This window comes from Streptomyces sp. NPDC092370 (assembly GCF_044755265.1).
In the GTDB taxonomy this organism is placed as follows: domain Bacteria; phylum Actinomycetota; class Actinomycetes; order Streptomycetales; family Streptomycetaceae; genus Streptomyces.
On record NZ_JBIVQO010000015.1, the window covers coordinates 25898 to 44169 of the forward strand.

The 18272-nt window shown below is 70.9% G+C and carries 18 protein-coding genes and 1 pseudogene; 4 read left to right on the forward strand and 15 right to left on the reverse strand.

Annotated features, from left to right (window positions below; genetic code table 11):
• Nucleotides 1-15: 15 nt before the first annotated feature.
• The 3 genes from ACIQHQ_RS33090 to ACIQHQ_RS33100 all read right to left on the reverse strand — a co-directional run bounded on the left by ACIQHQ_RS33090 (nucleotide 16) and on the right by ACIQHQ_RS33100 (nucleotide 4832).
• Nucleotides 16-1344 carry a class I SAM-dependent RNA methyltransferase gene (locus ACIQHQ_RS33090; RefSeq protein WP_402619190.1) on the reverse strand — a complete coding sequence of 443 codons (1329 nt, stop codon included), beginning with the start codon at nucleotides 1342-1344 and terminating at the stop codon, nucleotides 16-18.
• Nucleotides 1345-1542: 198 nt separating this feature from the next.
• Nucleotides 1543-3594: an APC family permease gene (locus ACIQHQ_RS33095; protein ID WP_402619193.1), complete on the reverse strand. Its 2052-nt coding sequence runs from the start codon at nucleotides 3592-3594 to the stop codon at nucleotides 1543-1545.
• Nucleotides 3595-3893: 299 nt separating this feature from the next.
• Nucleotides 3894-4832: a PfkB family carbohydrate kinase gene (locus ACIQHQ_RS33100; RefSeq protein WP_402619196.1), complete on the reverse strand. Its 939-nt coding sequence runs from the start codon at nucleotides 4830-4832 to the stop codon at nucleotides 3894-3896.
• A 248-nt stretch (nucleotides 4833-5080) separates the two neighbouring features.
• On the opposite strand from ACIQHQ_RS33100, the gene ACIQHQ_RS33105 reads away from it, so the two are divergent.
• Both ACIQHQ_RS33105 and ACIQHQ_RS33110 read left to right on the forward strand, forming a co-directional pair.
• Nucleotides 5081-5752: a potassium channel family protein gene (locus ACIQHQ_RS33105; protein ID WP_402619199.1), complete on the forward strand. Its 672-nt coding sequence runs from the start codon at nucleotides 5081-5083 to the stop codon at nucleotides 5750-5752.
• The gene (locus ACIQHQ_RS33110) at nucleotides 5752-6426 is read left to right on the forward strand and encodes a TrkA family potassium uptake protein (RefSeq protein WP_031134707.1); all 675 of its coding nucleotides are present in this window, start codon (nucleotides 5752-5754) and stop codon (nucleotides 6424-6426) included. Before ACIQHQ_RS33105 ends, ACIQHQ_RS33110 begins: the two co-directional genes overlap by 1 nt.
• An 83-nt stretch (nucleotides 6427-6509) precedes the next feature.
• On the opposite strand, the gene ACIQHQ_RS33115 is transcribed toward ACIQHQ_RS33110, so the two are convergent.
• From ACIQHQ_RS33115 to ACIQHQ_RS33140, 6 genes and pseudogenes are all read right to left on the reverse strand, one after another.
• Nucleotides 6510-7241 (reverse strand): DUF3159 domain-containing protein, encoded by a 732-nt coding sequence (locus tag ACIQHQ_RS33115; RefSeq protein WP_390980023.1) that lies wholly within the window; start codon nucleotides 7239-7241, stop codon nucleotides 6510-6512.
• Between the two features lie 3 nt (nucleotides 7242-7244).
• Complete coding sequence (locus ACIQHQ_RS33120) at nucleotides 7245-7643, reverse strand: OB-fold nucleic acid binding domain-containing protein (protein WP_363090172.1); 399 nt, start codon at nucleotides 7641-7643, stop codon at nucleotides 7245-7247.
• Between the two features lie 411 nt (nucleotides 7644-8054).
• Nucleotides 8055-9148, reverse strand: a pseudogene (locus ACIQHQ_RS33125) (alginate lyase family protein); the annotation flags it as partial.
• A 252-nt stretch (nucleotides 9149-9400) separates the two neighbouring features.
• Nucleotides 9401-10153, reverse strand: a complete 753-nt coding sequence (locus tag ACIQHQ_RS33130; protein ID WP_184565594.1) for a DUF3710 domain-containing protein — start codon at nucleotides 10151-10153, stop codon at nucleotides 9401-9403.
• Nucleotide 10154: 1 nt separating this feature from the next.
• The gene (dut, locus tag ACIQHQ_RS33135) at nucleotides 10155-10691 is read right to left on the reverse strand and encodes a dUTP diphosphatase (RefSeq protein WP_402619205.1); all 537 of its coding nucleotides are present in this window, start codon (nucleotides 10689-10691) and stop codon (nucleotides 10155-10157) included.
• Between the two features lie 74 nt (nucleotides 10692-10765).
• Nucleotides 10766-11350, reverse strand: coding sequence for a PaaI family thioesterase (locus tag ACIQHQ_RS33140; protein WP_402619208.1), 585 nt, complete (start codon nucleotides 11348-11350; stop codon nucleotides 10766-10768).
• A 58-nt stretch (nucleotides 11351-11408) separates the two neighbouring features.
• Here ACIQHQ_RS33140 and ACIQHQ_RS33145 point away from each other — a divergent pair, with 58 nt between their 5' ends.
• Nucleotides 11409-11867 carry a DUF3093 domain-containing protein gene (locus tag ACIQHQ_RS33145; RefSeq protein ID WP_402619210.1) on the forward strand — a complete coding sequence of 153 codons (459 nt, stop codon included), beginning with the start codon at nucleotides 11409-11411 and terminating at the stop codon, nucleotides 11865-11867.
• Between the two features lie 41 nt (nucleotides 11868-11908).
• Here the strand turns inward: ACIQHQ_RS33145 and ACIQHQ_RS33150 are convergent, their stop codons facing one another.
• The 4 genes from ACIQHQ_RS33150 to ACIQHQ_RS33165 all read right to left on the reverse strand — a co-directional run bounded on the left by ACIQHQ_RS33150 (nucleotide 11909) and on the right by ACIQHQ_RS33165 (nucleotide 15504).
• Nucleotides 11909-12880 carry a hypothetical protein gene (locus ACIQHQ_RS33150; RefSeq protein WP_402619213.1) on the reverse strand — a complete coding sequence of 324 codons (972 nt, stop codon included), beginning with the start codon at nucleotides 12878-12880 and terminating at the stop codon, nucleotides 11909-11911.
• Between the two features lie 13 nt (nucleotides 12881-12893).
• Nucleotides 12894-13190: a DUF4193 domain-containing protein gene (locus ACIQHQ_RS33155; protein WP_003993510.1), complete on the reverse strand. Its 297-nt coding sequence runs from the start codon at nucleotides 13188-13190 to the stop codon at nucleotides 12894-12896.
• Nucleotides 13191-13596: 406 nt separating this feature from the next.
• Nucleotides 13597-14844 carry a sensor histidine kinase gene (locus ACIQHQ_RS33160; RefSeq protein ID WP_402619216.1) on the reverse strand — a complete coding sequence of 416 codons (1248 nt, stop codon included), beginning with the start codon at nucleotides 14842-14844 and terminating at the stop codon, nucleotides 13597-13599.
• Between the two features lie 6 nt (nucleotides 14845-14850).
• Nucleotides 14851-15504, reverse strand: a complete 654-nt coding sequence (locus ACIQHQ_RS33165; protein WP_003993508.1) for a response regulator transcription factor — start codon at nucleotides 15502-15504, stop codon at nucleotides 14851-14853.
• 415 nt (nucleotides 15505-15919) lie between these two features.
• Between ACIQHQ_RS33165 and ACIQHQ_RS33170 the strand changes: the two genes are divergently transcribed.
• Nucleotides 15920-16093 carry a hypothetical protein gene (locus ACIQHQ_RS33170; RefSeq protein ID WP_390980035.1) on the forward strand — a complete coding sequence of 58 codons (174 nt, stop codon included), beginning with the start codon at nucleotides 15920-15922 and terminating at the stop codon, nucleotides 16091-16093.
• A 119-nt stretch (nucleotides 16094-16212) separates the two neighbouring features.
• Here ACIQHQ_RS33170 and ACIQHQ_RS33175 read toward each other — a convergent pair whose 3' ends face one another.
• A complete protein-coding gene (locus ACIQHQ_RS33175) occupies nucleotides 16213-17028 on the reverse strand; it encodes an inositol monophosphatase family protein (RefSeq protein ID WP_402619219.1) in 816 nt (271 codons plus the stop codon).
• A gap of 8 nt (nucleotides 17029-17036) precedes the next feature.
• The gene (locus ACIQHQ_RS33180) at nucleotides 17037-18164 is read right to left on the reverse strand and encodes a ferrochelatase (RefSeq protein WP_402619222.1); all 1128 of its coding nucleotides are present in this window, start codon (nucleotides 18162-18164) and stop codon (nucleotides 17037-17039) included.
• Nucleotides 18165-18272: the final 108 nt, after the last annotated feature.

Consider the following 18272-nt stretch of genomic DNA (forward strand, 5'->3'; position numbering starts at 1 on the left):
CCGGGAAACTGCAGGTCAGAGCCCCTTTGCAACGGGCTCAAGAATCGCCACGCACTCCACGTGCGACGTCATCGGAAAAAGATCGAACGCCCGAAGCGTCCGCACGCGATACCCCCCGTCCCGGAAGTACCCCAGATCCCGTGCCAGCGCCGCCGGGTCGCACGCCACGTACGCGATCCGCCGCGCGCCCAGGGAGGCCAGGTGCTGAACCGTCTTGCGGCCGGCCCCCGCCCGCGGCGGGTCGAGGACGATCAGGTCGACCTCCTCGATGCCCGTGCGCGGCAGGACGCTCTCGACTTTGCCCTGTTCGATGCGGACGCGGTCGAATTCGGCGAGGTTGTGCCGCGCGTCCTCCACCGCCCGCTTGCCGGACTCGATGCCGAGGACCGCGCCCTGGTCGCCGACGCGGTCGGCGAGGGCGCCGGCGAAGAGGCCGACGCCGCAGTACAGGTCGAGAGCCATGTCGCCCTTGCGGGGCAGCAGGCCCTGCATGACCGCGGTCACCAGGGTGTCCGCGGCCTTCGGGTGGACCTGCCAGAAACCGCCGTTGCCGACGCGGTGCGTGCGACCGTCCGCGCGTTCGCGGACGAAGGGGCGGCCGTGGACGCGGTGGACACCGCCGGAGCGCTCGTCCACGCGCAGGACGGAGACCGGGCGGTCGAGTTCGACCAGCGGCAGGCGTGCGCCCGGCTTCGGCGTGAGGATCACCTGGCGGTCCTGGGAGCCCGTCGCCGCGATCGCCTCGACGGAGTCCATGCCCGTCCAGACCCGCTTCTCGATGCCCAGCTCGCTGACGCCCTCCGCGGCGATCATGCAGTGGTCGATCGGCTCCACCTCGTGCGAGCGGTGCCGGCGCAGGCCGGCCCGGCCGTCGGCGGTGACGGCGTACTGGACGCGAGTGCGCCACGCGGGGACCTGGCCCGCAGGCACCTTGTCGCCCTCGGCGGGCAGCACCGTACCGTCCCAGCCGGCCTCCTCCGGGGTGAGTCCGGCGAGGTGCTGGAGCTGTTCGGCGATGACGTCGGCCTTCAGGCGGCGCTGCGCGCCCGGCTTGGCGTGCTGCCAGTCGCAGCCGCCGCAGCGGCCGGGGCCGGCGAACGGGCAGGGCTCGTCGATCCGGTCCTTGGAGGCGTCGAGCACCGTCACGGCGTCCGCGCGCAGGAACCGCGCGCCCTGCTCGCCCTCCGTCACCCGCGCCACGACCCGCTCACCGGGCAGCGCGTGCCGTACGAACAGCACCTGGCCTTCGGACGTGCGGGCGATGCAGTGACCGCCGTGGGCGACGGGGCCTACCTCGACCTCGTACTCCTCCCCCACCAGCGACTTCCTCGGTTCTGCCTGCATGGCGGGGTGACTCCATAACGCGTGAGGGGAAAGGGCCGAACGGAAACGGCCGGACAACAGCCCACCAGTCTACGTGGCTGCCGCCCGGCCGTTTCACACGAGCCGTCTTGTCACACGAGCCGTCTTGTCACACGAGCCGTCCCCGTCGCGCGGGCGGAGCCCGCCACACGGGCCGTCCTCGTCACACGGGTCGTCGTCTCACGACTTGTGGTCCGTGGACTCCCTCGACCGCACCTGCGCGGGACCGCGCCGCACCGACCCCGGCGCGTTCCAGTCCTGCTGCCTGCGGGCCCGCCGCTTGGCGGCCTCGGAGGACTGCAGCTGGTACGGCACCGAGGTCACCATGATCCCGGGGGTGAACAGCAGCCGGCCCTTCAGCCGCAGGGCGCTCTGGTTGTGCAGCAGGTGCTCGTACCAGTGGCCCACGACGTACTCGGGGATGATCACGGACACCGCGTCGCGCGGCGACTCCTTGCGCAGGCTCTTGACGTACTCGATGATCGGCCGCGTGATCTCGCGGTAGGGCGAGTCGAGGATCTTCAGCGGTACGTCGATGCCGCGCCGCTCCCACTCCTCGCGCAGTGCCTTGGTCTCCGCCGGGTCGACGTTGACGCTCAGCGCCTCCAGGGTGTCCGAGCGCATCAGCTTGGCGTAGGCCAGGGCGCGCAGCGCCGGACGGTGGATCTTGGAGATCAGCACGACCGAGTGGACCCGGGAGGGCCGTACGCTGTCGTCGCTCGGGCCCTCGGGGGCGGCGATCTCGGCGGCGACCCGGTCGTAGTGCTTACGGATGGCCGTCATCGTCGCGTAGAAGATCACCATGCCGAGCAGGGCGACCCAGGCGCCGTGGGTGAACTTGGTGACCAAGACGACCACCAGCACCAAGCCGGTGAAGAAGGCGCCGAAGGCGTTGATGGCGCGGGAGCGGATCATGTGGCGGCGCTTGGCCTGGTCCTTCTCCACGGCCAGGTGGCGGTTCCAGTGCCGGACCATGCCGGTCTGGCTGAGCGTGAACGACACGAACACGCCGACGATGTACAGCTGGATCAGGCGGGTGGAGTCGGCGCCGTAGATGCCGACCAGCAGTCCGGCGGCACCGGCGAGGAGCACGATGCCGTTGGAGAAGGCCAGGCGGTCGCCACGGGTGTGCAGCTGCCGCGGCAGGTAGCGGTCCTGGGCGAGGATCGAGCCGAGCAGGGGGAAGCCGTTGTAGGCGGTGTTGGCGGCGAGGAACAGCACGAGCGCCGTGGCCGCGGCCAGCACGACGAACAGGAGGCTGCCCTTGCCGAAGACGGCCTCGGCGACCTGGGAGATCACCGGGTTCTGGACGTAGTCGGGGCCGAGCGGCACACCGTTGTGGACGAGGTCCTTGGCCGGGTTCTCGGCCATGCGGACGTCGGTCGCGGCGGCCAGCGCGATGATGCCGCAGAACATGGTGACGGCCAGCAGGCCCATCAACGCGAGCGTGTTCGCGGCGTTCTTGGACTTGGGCTTGCGGAAGGCCGGGACGCCGTTGGAGATCGCCTCGACGCCGGTGAGGGCGGCGCAGCCGGAGGAGAAGGCGCGCAGCAGCAGGAAGACCAGGGCGAAGCCGGCCAGGCCTCCGTGCTCGGGCTTGATGGCGTAGTCGGCCGTCGGTGCCCGCATGGTGTCGTCCAGGACCAGGCCGCGGAAGGCGCCCCAGGCGATCATGGTGAAGACGCCCGCGACGAAGATGTACGTCGGAATCGCGAACAGCGAGCCCGACTCCTTCACCCCGCGCAGGTTCATCAGGGTCAGCAGCACGATCACGCCGATCGCGCAGAGCACCTTGTGTTCCACCACGAAGGGGATCGCGGAGCCGAGGTTCTCGATGCCGGAGGAGATCGACACCGCGACGGTGAGGACGTAGTCGACGAGCAGCGCACTCGCGACCGTCAGGCCGGCCTTGGGGCCGAGGTTGGTGTTCGCCACCTCGTAGTCGCCGCCGCCGCTGGGGTAAGCGTGCACGTTCTGCCGGTACGAGGCCACCACGGTGAACATCAGCACGACGACCGCGACGGCGATCCACGGGCTGAAGTGGTACGCCGTCACGCCCGCGATCGACAGGACCAGCAGCACCTCGCCGGGCGCGTACGCCACGGAGGACAGCGGGTCGGAGGCGAAGACGGGGAGTGCGATGCGCTTCGGCAGGAGCGTTTCGCCCAGCCGGTCACTGCGCAGTGCGCGCCCGATCAGGATCCGTTTGGGCACGTCGGTCAGTTTGGACACAACAGAGGATCGTAGGCGTTCGATTGCCGGGTCGCCCACCCGCCACCCCTCGTCACCGTTCCGTCTGCTCTCCGAGTGAATTCAAGGGCCTTCGCTGCTGCGGATTCCGCAGGTCACCCGCTTCCCGTGCCTATATGACTAAGCCCCGTCCGTCTCCCGGCCGTTGCCGCCCCTGGAGGTCCCATGCACACGCTCGCCCAGCTGATCGGCGCCGCGGCCACCCTCGTCGCCCTCGGAATCCTGACGTTCGCGAGTGTCCGCAGTATCAGCCGCCGCGGGCAGGTGTCACCGGGGGCGCGCTAGGAGGATGGGAAGGTGCCTCGCTGCCCGGACCGCTCCAGACGCGCCACTCCCGCGCTCAGCTCCTCCCGCCCGATGCCGGCGGCCCGGGTCGACGGGATCGTGCAGGCGTAGGCGCCGGCCACCGTGCCGTGCAGGGCGCTGCGCAGGGGTGGGGTGCCGTTCAGCCAGGCGTAGAGGAACGCGGCGGCGAAGGCGTCGCCCGCGCCGTTGGAGTCGACGACCGGGGCCGGGGGAACGGCGGCGGGCACATGGGCGAACTCGCCTTCGGCCAGCAGGTACGCCCCGTCCGCCCCGGCGGTGGCGACGACGATCCGGGCCCTGCCCCGCTCGATGATCCGCCGCATGGTCCGTTCCGGGTGGGTGAGGGCCGTGGCGGACAGGAAGACCAGGTCGGACTGGTGGGCGAAGGGCTCGTGGTAGGGGTTGGAGCCGTCCCAGTCGTGCAGGTCGGTGGAGATCGTGAGGCCCGCCGCGCGCAGGGCGGGCAGCGTGTGGGCGCACGGCTGGGTGATGACGACGTGGGCGTGCCGGCTGACGGCCGCCAGTGCGCGCACCGTGTCGTCGGGCAGCCGGTCGGTGTCGGCGGCCCGGGTGGCGTCGTAGAGGGAGGACCGTCTGCCGTCGGGGCCGACGAGGTTGACCGCGCGTTTGGTGCCGAGCGGCTGCGGGACGGCGGTGAGTCCGATGCCGTGCTCCTGGTGCAGGGCGCGGACGAGGTCGCCCTCGGGGTCGTCGCCGAGCAGGTCGAGGTGGTGGGTGCGCAGGCCCAGGGCGCTCGTACCGAGGGCAACGAAGTCCCCGCTCTGGCCCGCCCGGGTCACGATCCCGGGCCGGATCATGTGGCTGTCCGCGAACGGCACGGGCAGTTGGGGCACGTGCACGATGGTGTCCACACCCGCGCCGCCCAGCACGAGGACGTCGATCTCGGTTCGCATGGCAGGTTCCTCCCCCGGCCCGGGGCCCGGCAGGGCCCTCGGCAACCCTCTCGACTTTGCGGATACGTTGGAGTCGGCAGTCGAACGCGGCACCGCCCCCGGAGGGCATCATGACGTGATTCCACCGGCATGATGTTGCCCGGCGGCCCGCACGCAGGCCGCGATGTGATGCCCGGCGAGCCGAAAGAGAGACATGAGCACGACATTCATGAGGGCCAGAGGTCCTGCAGGAAGCGCGGTGTGACGCGATGCATATTGTCATCATGGGGTGCGGAAGGGTGGGTTCCGCACTGGCCCAGAACCTGGAGCAACAGGGGCACACGGTCGCCGTGGTCGACCAGGACCCCACCGCCTTCCGCCGGCTGGGCTCGGGGTTCGGCGGCCGCCGGGTCACCGGCGTCGGCTTCGACCAGGACACCTTGCGCGAGGCGGGCATCGAGGAGGCCGGCGCCTTCGCCGCCGTCTCCAGCGGTGACAACTCCAACATCATCGCCGCGCGCGTGGCCCGTGAGATGTTCGGCATCGAGAACGTCGCCGCCCGCATCTACGACCCCCGCCGTGCCGAGGTGTACCAGCGCCTGGGCATCCCCACCGTCGCGACCGTGCGCTGGACGGCCGACCAGATGCTGCGCCGTCTGCTCCCCTCCGGCGCCGAGCCACTGTGGCGCGACCCCACCGGCGGCGTCCAGCTCGCCGAGGTGCACACCTCCGCCGCCTGGGTCGGCCACAAGATCAGCCGGATGCAGGAGGAGACCGGCGTGCGCGTCGCGTTCCTGACCCGGCTCGGCGAGGCGATCCTGCCCACCTCGCAGACGGTGCTGCAGGAGGGCGACCTGGTGCACGTGATGATGCGCACCGACGAGGTCGACAAGGTCGAGGCGGCGTTCGCCAAGGGTCCCGAAGAGGAGGGCGGTCACTGATGAGGGTCGCCATTGCCGGAGCCGGCGCCGTCGGCCGCTCGATCGCGGGCGAACTGCTGGAGAACGGCCACGAAATCCTGCTGATCGACAAGGCGCCGACCGCCATCTCGGTCGAACGCGTCCCGCAGGCCGAGTGGCTGCTCGCCGACGCCTGCGAGATCACGTCCCTGGACGAGGCGGCCCTCCAGCGCTGCAACGTCGTGATCGCCGCGACCGGCGACGACAAGGTGAACCTGGTCGTCTCGCTCCTCGCCAAGACGGAGTACGGCGTCCCGCGCGTCGTCGCCCGGGTGAACAACCCCAAGAACGAGTGGTTGTTCAACGAGTCCTGGGGCGTGGACGTCGCCGTCTCCACCCCGCGTCTGATGTCGGCCCTGGTCGAGGAGGCGGTGAGCGTCGGCGACCTGGTCCGTCTGCTGCGCTTCAGCCACGGCGACGCCAACCTGGTCGAGCTGACCCTGCCCGAGGAGTCGGCCCTGGCCGGCACGCAGGTCGGCGACGTCGAGTGGCCGCAGGACACGTCCCTGGTGACGATCATCCGCGGCAACCGCGTGCTGACGCCCTCCCGGGAGGACTCCCTGGAGGCCGGCGACGAACTCCTCTTCGTGGCCGCCCAGGCCCGCGAGGAGCAGCTGGAGGACCTGCTGTCGGTACGCCGGAACGCGGCGAGCTGAGCACGTCCCCGCGAGGAACGGGCGGAACAAGCGGAAGGGGCGTCCCGAGTGCTCGGGACGCCCCTTCCGTCAGGTGCGGAGGGTCACTGCTCGGCGGACCCCGCGGCGGCCTGCCGCTCCCGCTCCTCGGCCGCCTTCTCCTCGGCCTCCATCTCCGCGAACACGTCGATCGGCGCGGGCGCCTTCGCCAGGAACACCCACGTCAGGTACACCGCGAGGAGGAACGGCGGGATCTTCAGCGCGACCAGGACCCATCCCAGCTGCGTGGTGTCGGCCCACCAGTACAGCGGGAAGAGGATCGCGCACTTGGCGAGCAGGATCGCGCCCCAGGCGTAGCTGGCCTTCGCGTAGGCCTTCTTGCGACCGGGGTTCCGCGTGCGCCAGGAGAGGTTCTCCTTGAAGACCGGGCCGAGGATCAGCCCGATCAGCGGCACCCCGCACAGGGTGGTGATGATGTAGGCGAGGCCCAGACCGAGCGTGTAGAGCATGCCGGGCAGGTAGAAGTCCTTGGCGTTGCCGGTCATCATCGCGAAGACGACACCGAAGGCCACGCCGAAGACACCGCTGAAGGCGTGCTTGACGGTGTCCTTCATCACCAGCCGGACCACGACCAGCACCAGCGACACGGCCAGTGCGGCGATCGCCGACAGGTGCAGGTCCTTGTTGATCGTGTAGATGGTGACGAAGAGGAGGCCGGGAACCACCGTCTCCACCATGCCCCGCACGCCGCCGAACGCCTCGAACAGGGCGGCCTCGGTCACCGCCCGGGCGTCGTCCGCAGATGTCTCTTCGGTCGGCTTGTCGAGCGACGTCACCGGCTACTCCCGTCCGAGGGGTCTCAGTTCGTACTTGGGGTTGAACAGCACCCGGCGGCCCCGGCTCATCGAGATCCGGCCCGATGCGATCAGCTTGCGACCCGGCTCTATCCCCACGATGGAGCGCCTGCCGAGCCACACCACGTCCAGCGCGGCGGAGCCGTCGAACAGCTCGGCCTCCAGAGCCGGGACTCCGGCGCGCGGCCGAAGGGTGACCGTGCGCAAGGTACCAGTAACCGTGACTATCTGGCGGTCCTGGCAGTCTCCGATCCGGGTACAGCCGGCCGTCTCCGCGTCCTCGCGCAGCTCCTCGGACTCCAGGTCCTCCTGCGACGAGGAGAGCCGGTCGAGCATGCGCCGGAACCGGCCCACCGGCTTTTCCGAACGAGGAACAGCACTCATGCCTGAAGCGTACCGGGGCGTGGTGACGAAGAGCGAAGAGCCTGTTTCCCGAAGCGATGCCCCGTCCCCGTCAAGGTGATGCGTCGCTCCCGTGACGGGAGCGTCCTGCCCGGTGCCGCACGACGGCAGACGGCCGCTCTCGCGCACGAGCGCCTCCGGCGGATGCCACTCGGCGGGAATCGGACGTACGTCCCCGTCGGCTCGGCCGGCCTTCTTCGCGGCCGGCTCGGCGGTGGCTCCGCCGGTGGCCGACCGCTCGGCCGGCCTTCTTCGCGGCCGGCTCCACCGGTGGCCGACGATCCCGTTCGCCGACCGGCTCGTGGTCTTCGGCCCCGCCGGGGCCCGGGCGTCGCGGCCGGCGCGACCTCACCGGGCGCCGCGGTCCCAGCCCGGCGCCCGGCCGGTCGGGGGTCACGCGGGGTTGTCGCCGTGGGTGAGGGTCTCCCACGCGACAACAGGCCGTTGCTGCCGGCGGGGCGGCCCCGCGGGGTCGGCGTCTCGGTGTTGGTCGTGGCGTGCCCGAGACGGTTGGCCAGGGCGTCGTGGCCGACCTCGGACATCGGTCCGACCCCGGCTGCGGCGAACCGCCGCACAGCCGGCTCTCCGCACCGGCGCCGAGCCGGTACGTGGTGTGAAGGCCAGCCCGTGCCGCAGCCGCTCGCCCACGTCGGTGCCGTAGAGGTCCTGCCCCGGGATGCGGCTGGTCTCGGCGACGTGCGAGACGGCGGAGAGGCCGTAGCCGGTGTGGATGAAGTCGCGGTGGTTCTCCTGGCTGAGCCCGTTGACGAAGGTCGACTGTCCCTGCCAGGAGTCGACGATCTCCTCCCGGGTGTTCAGGTTCTGGCTCGAGACGGTCTTCGGAAGCGCCCCGTCGCACTCCAGGTAGGTAGGCGGCCGTGCGCGTGCGGAACTTCGTCATGGCCTTGTCGTGCGACGCCTTGTCCTCCAGGAAGACCGCGATGCCGACGGCTGCCTCCATCATCGACAGCTCCCGGTTCCCGTTGGAGTTGGAGCCGTTGATGAGCTCGGGCTGGTGGACCGTGCGGAGCACGGTGGCGCAGCGGCCGGAGTTCGCCCAGCTCCCGATGAGGGTGTACTTGATGATCTCGGCGGCCCTGGGCCAGGAGGAGCCGGCCCAGCCGATCTGCAGGGGAGCGTTGCCGTCGGTGTGGTCCCTGATCACGGCGGGACCAGGCGTCCATCAGCTCGATCGCCTTGCGGGCGTGCCGTTCGTCGCGGGTGATGTACCAGGCGAGCGCCCGGGTGTACGCGGCGATCGCGTCCTCGCGCTCGTCCGTGCGGCCGTAGTCGGGGGTGCAGTACGAGCCGCACTCGACGACCGCCCGGGGCGTGGGCGTGCGGTTCAGGTCGGCGTACTTGCTCCCCGCCATCTGATCGAAGGCGCCCTTCCAGGGCTGTGCCCCGGCGTCGACCCTGGACCGGGTGAAGTCCAACTGGCCTTGGGGGACGGTCACTTCGGGGTGAACGAAGACGGCGGGGGGCGCTGGGAGCCCGGGGAGCACGGGGAGCGGCGTCGGCGGGCCGGGCGAGGACACCGCCGAGGGCGGCGGGGGCGGCGAGGCGTTGCGGTTCTGCGCATGTGCGGGGCCCTCCGTTCTCATACGTGAACGTGAAGCGCCTTCATGGCCAGGCGCGTTGAACGGAGACCGCAGGTACGGCCAATACGCCGTCAAGGTTCCGCGCACGAGAAAGGGCCGCACCCTCGGTGGGGTACGGCCCTGGATACCTCTGTGGGGTCAGCGGACCTCGGTGATCTCCGGCCCGCGCTGGAGCTGGCCCATTCCGCCCGCGAAACGGGAGCCCTCCTCCTGCTGGACGCCCTCGGGGACCATCTGGGCGTCGTTGGGCAGCTTCAGGACGATCGGGTCACGGGGCGCCATCGGGCCCTCACCGCGCACCACGACGGTGTCCCGGAAGATCTGCTCGAGCAGCCCGGCGGCCTGCGGCTGCACCGCGCCCTGGCCCGAGATGACCCCGCGCAGGAACCAGCGGGGGCCGTCCACGCCGACGAACCGCACCACCTGGAAGCCGCCGGTGCCGTCCGGCAGCTGTACGGGCACCTGAGCGCGCAGCTCCCAGCCCAGCGGCCCCTCGACCTCGTCGACGATGCCGCCCTGCTGGGTGATACCGGTGCCGATCTCCTCGCGCACCTCACCCCAGATGCCCTCACGCTTGGGGGCGGCGAAGCCCTGGAGCTGGATGGCGCTGTCGCGCAGCACGACCGTGGCCGCCACGATCGCGTCGCCCGCGACCTCGACCCTGAGCTCCATGCCGTCGACGCCCGGCACGAACAGACCGCCCAGGTCGACTCGGCCTTCGCTCGGGTCACGGACCTCGGAGCTGTCCCAGGGTCCGTCGGGGCGCGGCGCCGGTTCGAGCCTCAGGCGCTCGCGCTCTTCGTCCGCCTCAGTGTCGACACCGTCGACGACCTGCTCGGCCTCGCCGGCCGCGTCCTCGGCGGCATCCCTCTTCTTGCGACGTCCGAACACGTCACTGTCCTTCCCGGTCGGATACGACCGAAGCGTATCGATTCCCACCCGCCTGACCGCCCAGGGCGGCCTGACCGCTTGTGCCGCTCGTCCCGTCCACCGCGGCATGGCCTCCGGTGGACCCGAAGCCCCCCTCAGCCCGCGCGGAGGCGGGAAGTTCCGCCACCTCCCGGAAGCGGACCCTCTCGACCTGCTGGACCACCAGTTGGGCAATCCGGTCGAAGCGCTCGAACCGCACGGCCTCGCGCGGGTCGAGATTCACCACGATCACCTTGATCTCCCCACGGTACCCGGCATCAACCGTCCCCGGGGCATTCACCAGGGCGACGCCGCAGCGAGCGGCCAGACCGGATCGCGGGTGCACGAAGGCCGCGTACCCCTCCGGCAACGCCACAGACACCCCCGTGGGCAGTACCGCTCGCTCACCGGGCTCCAGTCGGCACGCCTCGGTCGTCCGCAGATCGGCCCCGGCGTCCCCGGGCTGCGCATACGACGGAAGCGGTACGTCCGGATCGATGCGTCGGATCAGCACGTCCAAGGGCTGCCTGCTCACGGGGCTCGTGGGGCGGTCGGTGCCCGTGGGGCCGACTGCGCCCGGGGAGCTTTCCCGGATCACGGGTTCACCTCGAAGGCACGCGCGCGCCGGACCTGGTCCGGGTCGTTCATGGCCGCCTGGATCTCTTCCCGGCGGCCGTGGTCGACGAAGTGGTCGACCTTCACCTCGATGAAGAGCGCGTCGGCGCGCACGGCGACGGGCCCGTCGGGGCCGCCGACGCGGCCGGTCGCGGTGGAGTAGATCTTCCGCCCGGCGACGGCCGTCACCTCCGCCTCCAGGTACAGCGTGGTCCCGACGGGCACGGGCCGTACGAAGTCGGTCTCCAGCCGCCCGGTCACGGCGATCGTGCGCAGCAGCCAGTTCAGCGAGCCGAGGGTCTCGTCCAGGGCGGAGGCGAGCACGCCACCGTGTGCGAGGCCCGGGGCGCCCTGGTGGGCGGGCTGCACGGTGAACTCGGCGGTCAGCGACACACGCTCACCGGCCCGCGCCTCCAGGTGCAGCCCGTGCGGCTGGTCGCCACCACAGCCGAAACACGCGCCGTAGTGCGCGCCGAGGAGCTCACCGGGCGCGGGCGCGTCCGGATGCCGCACCGGTCGGACGGCGTCGGCCGGAGGCTGAAGAGCTGCGGAAGTACCACTCACAGCGGGAGACCTTACCCGCGCGTCGGCCCCTTCCGGACACCGTGTCAAGCTTGGCTCCATGCAGCTCTCCGCCGCCCCCTACGAAGAACGCCTCACCGCCCCGCGGACCTGGTGGCTGATCTCGTTCCTCGTGGGCGTCACCATGGCCCTGATCCTGCTCCCCTTCGGCACGCTGCCGATGCTCGGCGGCATGGCGGGGGGCACCGCGGTCGCGGCCGTCGCAGCGAGCTCGTACGGCTCGGTCCGCATCCGCGTGGTGGGCGACCTGCTGATCGCGGGCGAGGCGAAGATCCCGGTGACGGCCCTGGGCGAGGCGGAGGTGCTGGACGCGGAGGGGGCCCGCGCCTGGCGCACGTACAAGGCCGACCCGCGCGCCTTCCTGCTGCTGCGCGCGTACATCCCCACGGCCCTGCGCGTGGAGGTCACGGACCCGCAGGACCCGACGCCGTACCTGTACCTGTCCACGCGCGAGCCGGAGCGCCTGGCGCAGGCGCTGAGGACGGCGAAGGCCGCGTAGCACATCCGGGCGGGGCATCCGCCGCTGTTGACGGGCCGGATTCAGCTCCCATCGCCCTGCTTGCCGTCGTCTCGGCCGTCGCGCCGGTCGTCCTCGTGACGACCCAGGGGGTCGTGGGTGATCTCGCCCATCTCCAAGGCGTCCGCCGGACGGTCCAGGGCGGGGAGCTCCTCCAGGGCGTCCCAGGGCACCTGGATCTTGCGCAGGTCCGCGCGGATCCGGCCGGCGAGCTTTCTCGTCTCGCCTCGGTTCATGACCGCGCCGACGGCGGCGCCCACCAGGAACGGCATCAGATTCGGCATGTTGCGGACCATGCGCTTCATGATCCGCTGCCGCAGTTCGCGCTTCATGCGGCTGTTCAGCGCCGTGCTGACCGTCGACGGCTTGGACGCGTCGATGCCGCGCTCCCCCGACCACGACTCGAGGTACGCGGTGCTGCGCTGTTTGAGATGGCCGGGCGGCCGTACGCCGTAGACCTCGTGGAGTTCGGCGATCATCTTGAGCTCGATCGCGGCGACGCCCGTGACCTCGGCGGCCAGTTCCGTCGGCATCGCCAGGGGAATGGGCATCATCGCGGCCGCGCCGATACCCGCGCCGACCGTCGCCGTCGCGTTCGCGGCGCCCGCCACGAGCTTGTCCGCCAGCTCCTCGGGCCCGAGGCCCGGGAACTGCCTGCGCAGCGTCGCCAGGTCCCGTACGGGGACGCGCGGGGCCAGTTCGATGATCCGGTCGGCGAGGTGGGCGAGCCCCGCCCGGGCCCGGTCGCCGCCCTTGCGGGCGCCTTCCCTGGCCCGCTCCCGGATCGCCCCCGCCCGCCGTCTCGCGACGGGTGCGGGGACGTCCACGGATGCCGGGAGGTCACCCCGGTCCGCTGCAGGTTCGAGCGAGGCCGCCGCCGTACCGGTGGGGCCCCGCTCGTCCTCACGCGCGCCGTACCACGGGCCGTCCTTCGGCCCTTCGTCCGCTTTCCGTTTGGAGAAGCGGCGCTTCCAGGGAGGGGTCGAGCCAGTCACGGCCGACCCGCCCTCAGTCGCAGTCGCGGCAGATCGGCTGACCGTTCTTCTCCCGGGCCAGCTGGCTTCGGTGGTGCACCAGGAAGCAGCTCATGCATGTGAACTCGTCCTGCTGCTTCGGGAGCACCCGGACTGCCAGTTCCTCGTTCGAGAGGTCGGCTCCGGGCAGTTCGAGGCCCTCTGCGGCCTCGAACTCGTCGACGTCCACGGCGGAGGCCGACTTGTCGTTCCTCCGAGCCTTCAGCTCTTCGAGACTGTCCGAGTCGACGTCGTCGTCGGTCTTGCGTGGAGTGTCGTAATCGGTTGCCATGGTCGCTCTCCCCCTCTGGGTGTCTGCGGTGTCTCCAGCGCACGTAACGCGTGAGAGGCCGGACTTGTGCCCGACCTGAGGCGGAGATTTTGCCTCACATCAAGGTCTGTTACTCAATCGACACCCAACCGGACTCCTCACGAGTGATCGGCTTGGATGGCGATGGGGACCGTACACGGTCCGAATGCCGCACTACAAAGGCGTCTCACCGTGTACTTCCCGTGATCAAGACCCGCGAAAACCGGGATTTTCCCGGCTTTCCGACAGCGTGCATGATCACGGAACGTAAATGACCGGAAAGAAGTCTCTGTGATCGATCACACACGGGACACGCCCGGCGCGGTTTCCAAAATTCCGCGCAAAGCGAACATCCCCGTGTGTTGCCGAGTTGATCGGCGACATGATCTCAGACGGGCAGCGTGACCCGCATCACGAGCCCACCTCCCTCACGTGGCTGGGCGTAGATGTGCCCGCCGTGCGCCCGGGCCACGGACCGGACGATCGACAGTCCGAGCCCGACCCCCTTGTCGCTGCCCGTCCGCTCCGTACGCAGCCGCCGGAAGGGCTCGAAGAGGTTGTCGATCTCGTACGCCGGCACGACCGGGCCGGTGTTGGCGACGACCAGGACCGCCTGGCCGTGCTGGACCTCGGTGGTGACCTCGACCCAGCCGTCCTCCGCGATGTTGTAGCGCACGGCGTTCTGGACCAGGTTGAGCGCGATCCGCTCCAGCAGCACCCCGTTGCCCTGGACGACCGCGGGTTTCTGCTCGCCCCGGATCTGCACGCCCTTGCTCTCTGCCTCGCCGTGCACCTGGTCGATGGCCCGGGAGGCGACCTCGGCCAGGTCCACGGGCCCCCGCTCGACGATCTGGTTGTCGCTGCGGGCGAGCAGCAGCAGACCCTCCACGAGCTGCTCGCTGCGCTCGTTGGTGGCCAGCAGTGTCTTGCCGAGCTGCTGGAGTTCCATGGGCGCGTTCGGGTCGGACAGGTGCACCTCGAGGAGTGTGCGGTTGATCGCCAGGGGCGTTCTCAGTTCGTGCGAGGCGTTGCCGACGAAGCGCTGCTGGGCCGTGAAGGCGCGCTGGAGCCGCTCCAGCATGTCGTCGAAGGTGTCCGCCAGCTCCTTGAGCTCGTCGTCCGGACCGTCCAGCTCGATCCGGCGGGAGAGGTCGGAGCCCGCCACCGCACGGGCGGTGCGGGTGATCCGGCCCAGCGGGGACAGGACGCGGCCGGCCATCGCGTAGCCGAAGGCGAAGGCGATGACCGCGAGCCCCAGCAGGGCCAGGAGCGAGCGGCTGAGCAGGTTGTCCAGGGCGCTCTGCCGCTGATCGTCGATGCACTCGCTGATCGCCGCATTGAACTCGGTGAGCGTCGGACTGGCGGAGTTGACCGCAGGGCAGTTCTCGCTGGCCACCTTGATCTCTGTGCCGCCGACGATCTTGAAGAGTGGTTCGTTACCGGTGTTGAGCGCCTGCGCGGCCAGCAGATAGATGATCGACAGCAGCAGGATTCCGGCGATGAGGAACATGCCGCCGTACAGCAGCGTGAGCCGTATGCGGATGGTCGGGCGCAGCCAGGGAAAGGGCGGCACGGGCCTCCTGGGGTCCCAGGTGGGCTTGGGGGGCGCCTGCGGGGGCGCGGGAGTCGTCGCCACGGGGTATCAGATCCGGTAGCCGGAGCCGGGGACGGTGACGATGACGGGCGGCTCGCCCAGCTTGCGGCGCAGGGTCATGACCGTCACGCGCACGACGTTCGTGAACGGGTCGGTGTTCTCGTCCCAGGCCTTCTCCAGGAGCTGCTCCGCCGAGACGACGGCACCCTCGCTGCGCATCAGCACCTCCAGGACAGCGAACTCCTTGGGCGCGAGCTGGACCTCCTTGCCGTCCCGGAAGACCTCGCGGCGGTTGGGGTCGAGCTTGATCCCGGCGCGCTCCAGGACGGGCGGCAGGGGCACGCTGGTGCGCCGGCCGAGAGCGCGCACGCGCGCGATGAGCTCACTGAACGCGAACGGCTTGGGCAGGTAGTCGTCGGCGCCGATCTCCAGTCCCTCGACTCGGTCACTGACATCGCCGGAGGCGGTGAGCATCAGCACGCGGGTGGGCATGCCGAGCTCGACGATCTTGCGGCAGACGTCGTCGCCGTGCACGAGCGGGAGGTCCCGGTCGAGGACGACCACGTCGTAGTCGTTGACGCCGATGCGCTCCAGGGCGGCCGCACCGTCGTACACGACGTCGACGGCCATGGCCTCCCGGCGCAGTCCGGTGGCCACCGCATCGGCGAGCAGCTGCTCGTCCTCGACGACGAGTACGCGCACGTTCCTGGTCCTTCCTCATGTCCACCCGCGCAGCCCTCATCGGGCGCACGCGGGCAGGGGTCTTCGACGGTGTCGTGGTGTGTTGCTCTCCATCCTGCCCTTTTCGGTCATAAGTCGGAGGTAAGGCGGGTGAGAGGGCGGTGATCCCGTGGGGAGGAGGAGATTTTCTCGTCCGGTGAGGTTTCCTCGGAAGGGAGCTTGGGGAGGACGGCTTTACATCCCACGATCACGCTCCGCTGGCGCCGCACCACCATGCGGTGCGCATCAATCCGCTTTTGCGCAGGGCGGGCGTGGGTGTCCGGCACCGTCGCCGCCCGGCCGAGCGGCGCTGGGCATCCACACGCGGCGTGATCGTCCCTTCACAACGGCACACCCCCGTGCCGTCGACCCACGACCCAGGACGAGGGGGCGCAGCATGGACGCTTTCACCGCAGGACTTCTGCAGCGCATAAGGGCGACCGAAACCGATCTGTCCCGGGCTCGCGACGAGGGCGACGAGTTCCTCGTCGACGTGGAGCAGGGCGAGCTCGACGACCTGCGCCGTCTCGCCGCCGAGCACGGTGTGCAGGTCGGCGCCACGAGCGTCTGACAGGCCGTACGGAGCGGGCCCCGGCGAATCCAGCGCCGGGGCCCGCTGCGTTGTCGTGAGGGCGTGTTCACCTGGGGTTCAGCACACCGTCAGCCGTCGTCGGGGAGCTCCGGTCTTCCTCAGTCGTGCCAGGCGCCGAAGTCCTCCAGGAGGCGCTGGAGGGGCTCGAAGACACCGGGAGTGCCCGCCACTGCCAGATCGCCTGACGGGCGCTCTCCGGGGCGTCCACCGGTCAGCGCGCCCGCCTCCCGGGCGATCAGGTCCCCCGCCGCGAGGTCCCAGGGGTGCAGTCCCCGCTCGTAGTAGCCGTCGAGGCGTCCTGCGGCCACGTCGCACAGGTCGACCGCGGCCGAACCGCCGCGCCGGATGTCGCGCAGCAGCGGGATGAGCCGATGCGCCACGTCGGCCTGGTGGGCGCGGACGTCGGCGACGTAGTTGAAGCCCGTCGAGACCAGCGCCTGGTCCAGGGGCGGCGCGGGGCGGCAGGCCAGCCTGCGCTCGCCGTCCCACGCGCCGGTGGCCCAGGCGCCCCGGCCGCGCACGGCGTGGAAGGTCTCGCCGCGCATCGGTGCCGTGACGACTCCGACGACGGTTTCGCCGTCCTGCTCGGCGGCGATGGAGACGGCCCAGGTGGGCAGCCCGTACAGGTAGTTCACCGTCCCGTCGAGCGGGTCGATCACCCAGCGGACGCCGCTCGTGCCCTCCGTGGCGGCTCCCTCCTCGCCGAGGACGCCGTCGTCCGGGCGGCGCTCGGCGATCAGGCCCGTGATCAGTTTCTCCGCCGCGATGTCCATCTCGGTGACGACGTCGATGGGGCTGGACTTGGTGGCGGCGACCGCGAGGTCGGCCGGGCGTCCGTCCCGCAGCAGCGCGCCGGCGCGCCGGGCGGCCTCCTGGGCGAGGTCGAGCAGGTCCGTGTGCAGGGGGTCGGTCACAGGGCTCCTCACGCGTAGGTGCTGTCGGCGCCCGCGGCGGCGGGCCGGGGGGCGCGGGCCGGGCAGCAGCCGACCGGACAGAGGTTGTGGCTCGCACCCAGGGCGCCCAGGGCGCACGGCGTCACGGCCTGCCCGCGCTCGGCGGCGGCGCGCTCCACGACGAGCTCGCGGATCGCTGCCGCGAACCTCGCGTCCGCGCCGACGGTGGCCGAGCGCCGCATCGGCAGCCCGAGCTCCTCGGCCCTGGCCTTGGCCTCCGTGTCGAGGTCGTAGAGGACCTCCATGTGGTCGGAGACGAAGCCGATGGGGGCGATGACGACGGCCGGGACACCGGCCGCGTGCCGCTCGTCGAGGTGGTCGCAGATGTCCGGTTCCAGCCACGGGACGTGCGGGGCGCCGGAGCGGGACTGGTAGACGAGCTGCCAGGGGTGGTCGACGCCGGTGCGCTCGCGGACGGCGTCGGCGATCAGCCGCGCCACGTCCAGGTGCTGCTTCACGTACGCGCCGCCGTCGCCGTGCTCCTCGACGGGGCCCGAGGTGTCGGCGGAGGCCGTCGGGATCGAGTGCGTCGAGAAGGCGAGGTGCGCCCCGTCCCGGACGTCCTCGGGGAGGTCGGCGAGGGACCGGAGCACCCCGTCGATCATGGGCTCCAGGAAGCCCGGGTGGTTGAAGTAGTGCCGGAGCTTGTCGACCTTGGGCGGCTCCAGGCCTTCCGCCTCCAGGGCCGCGAGCGAGTCGGCGAGGTTCTCGCGGTACTGGCGGCAGCCCGAGTACGAGGCATAGGCGCTGGTGGCGAGGACCAGGACGCGGCGGCGGCCGTCGCGGACCATCTCGCGCAGCGTGTCCGTCAGGTACGGCGCCCAGTTGCGGTTGCCCCAGTAGACCGGCAGGTCCAGGCCGTGGTCGGCGAAGTCCTTGCGCAGGGCGTCCAGCAGGGCACGGTTCTGATCGTTGATCGGGCTGACCCCGCCGAACAGGAAGTAGTGCTGCCCGACTTCCTTGAGGCGTTCCTTGGGGATGCCGCGCCCACGCGTCACGTTCTCCAGGAACGGGACGACGTCGTCCGGGCCTTCCGGGCCGCCGAACGAGAGCAGGAGCAGGGCGTCGTAGGGGCTGACATCGCGCGCGTCTGGCATGAGTCGATCCTGCCACCCTGCGCTGACAGCCGGGAAACGACGGGGGACACCCGCGTGCCCTGCGGGCCGGGGGTGATCCGGGGCTGGGCCGCACGGGTGCGTCGGGGC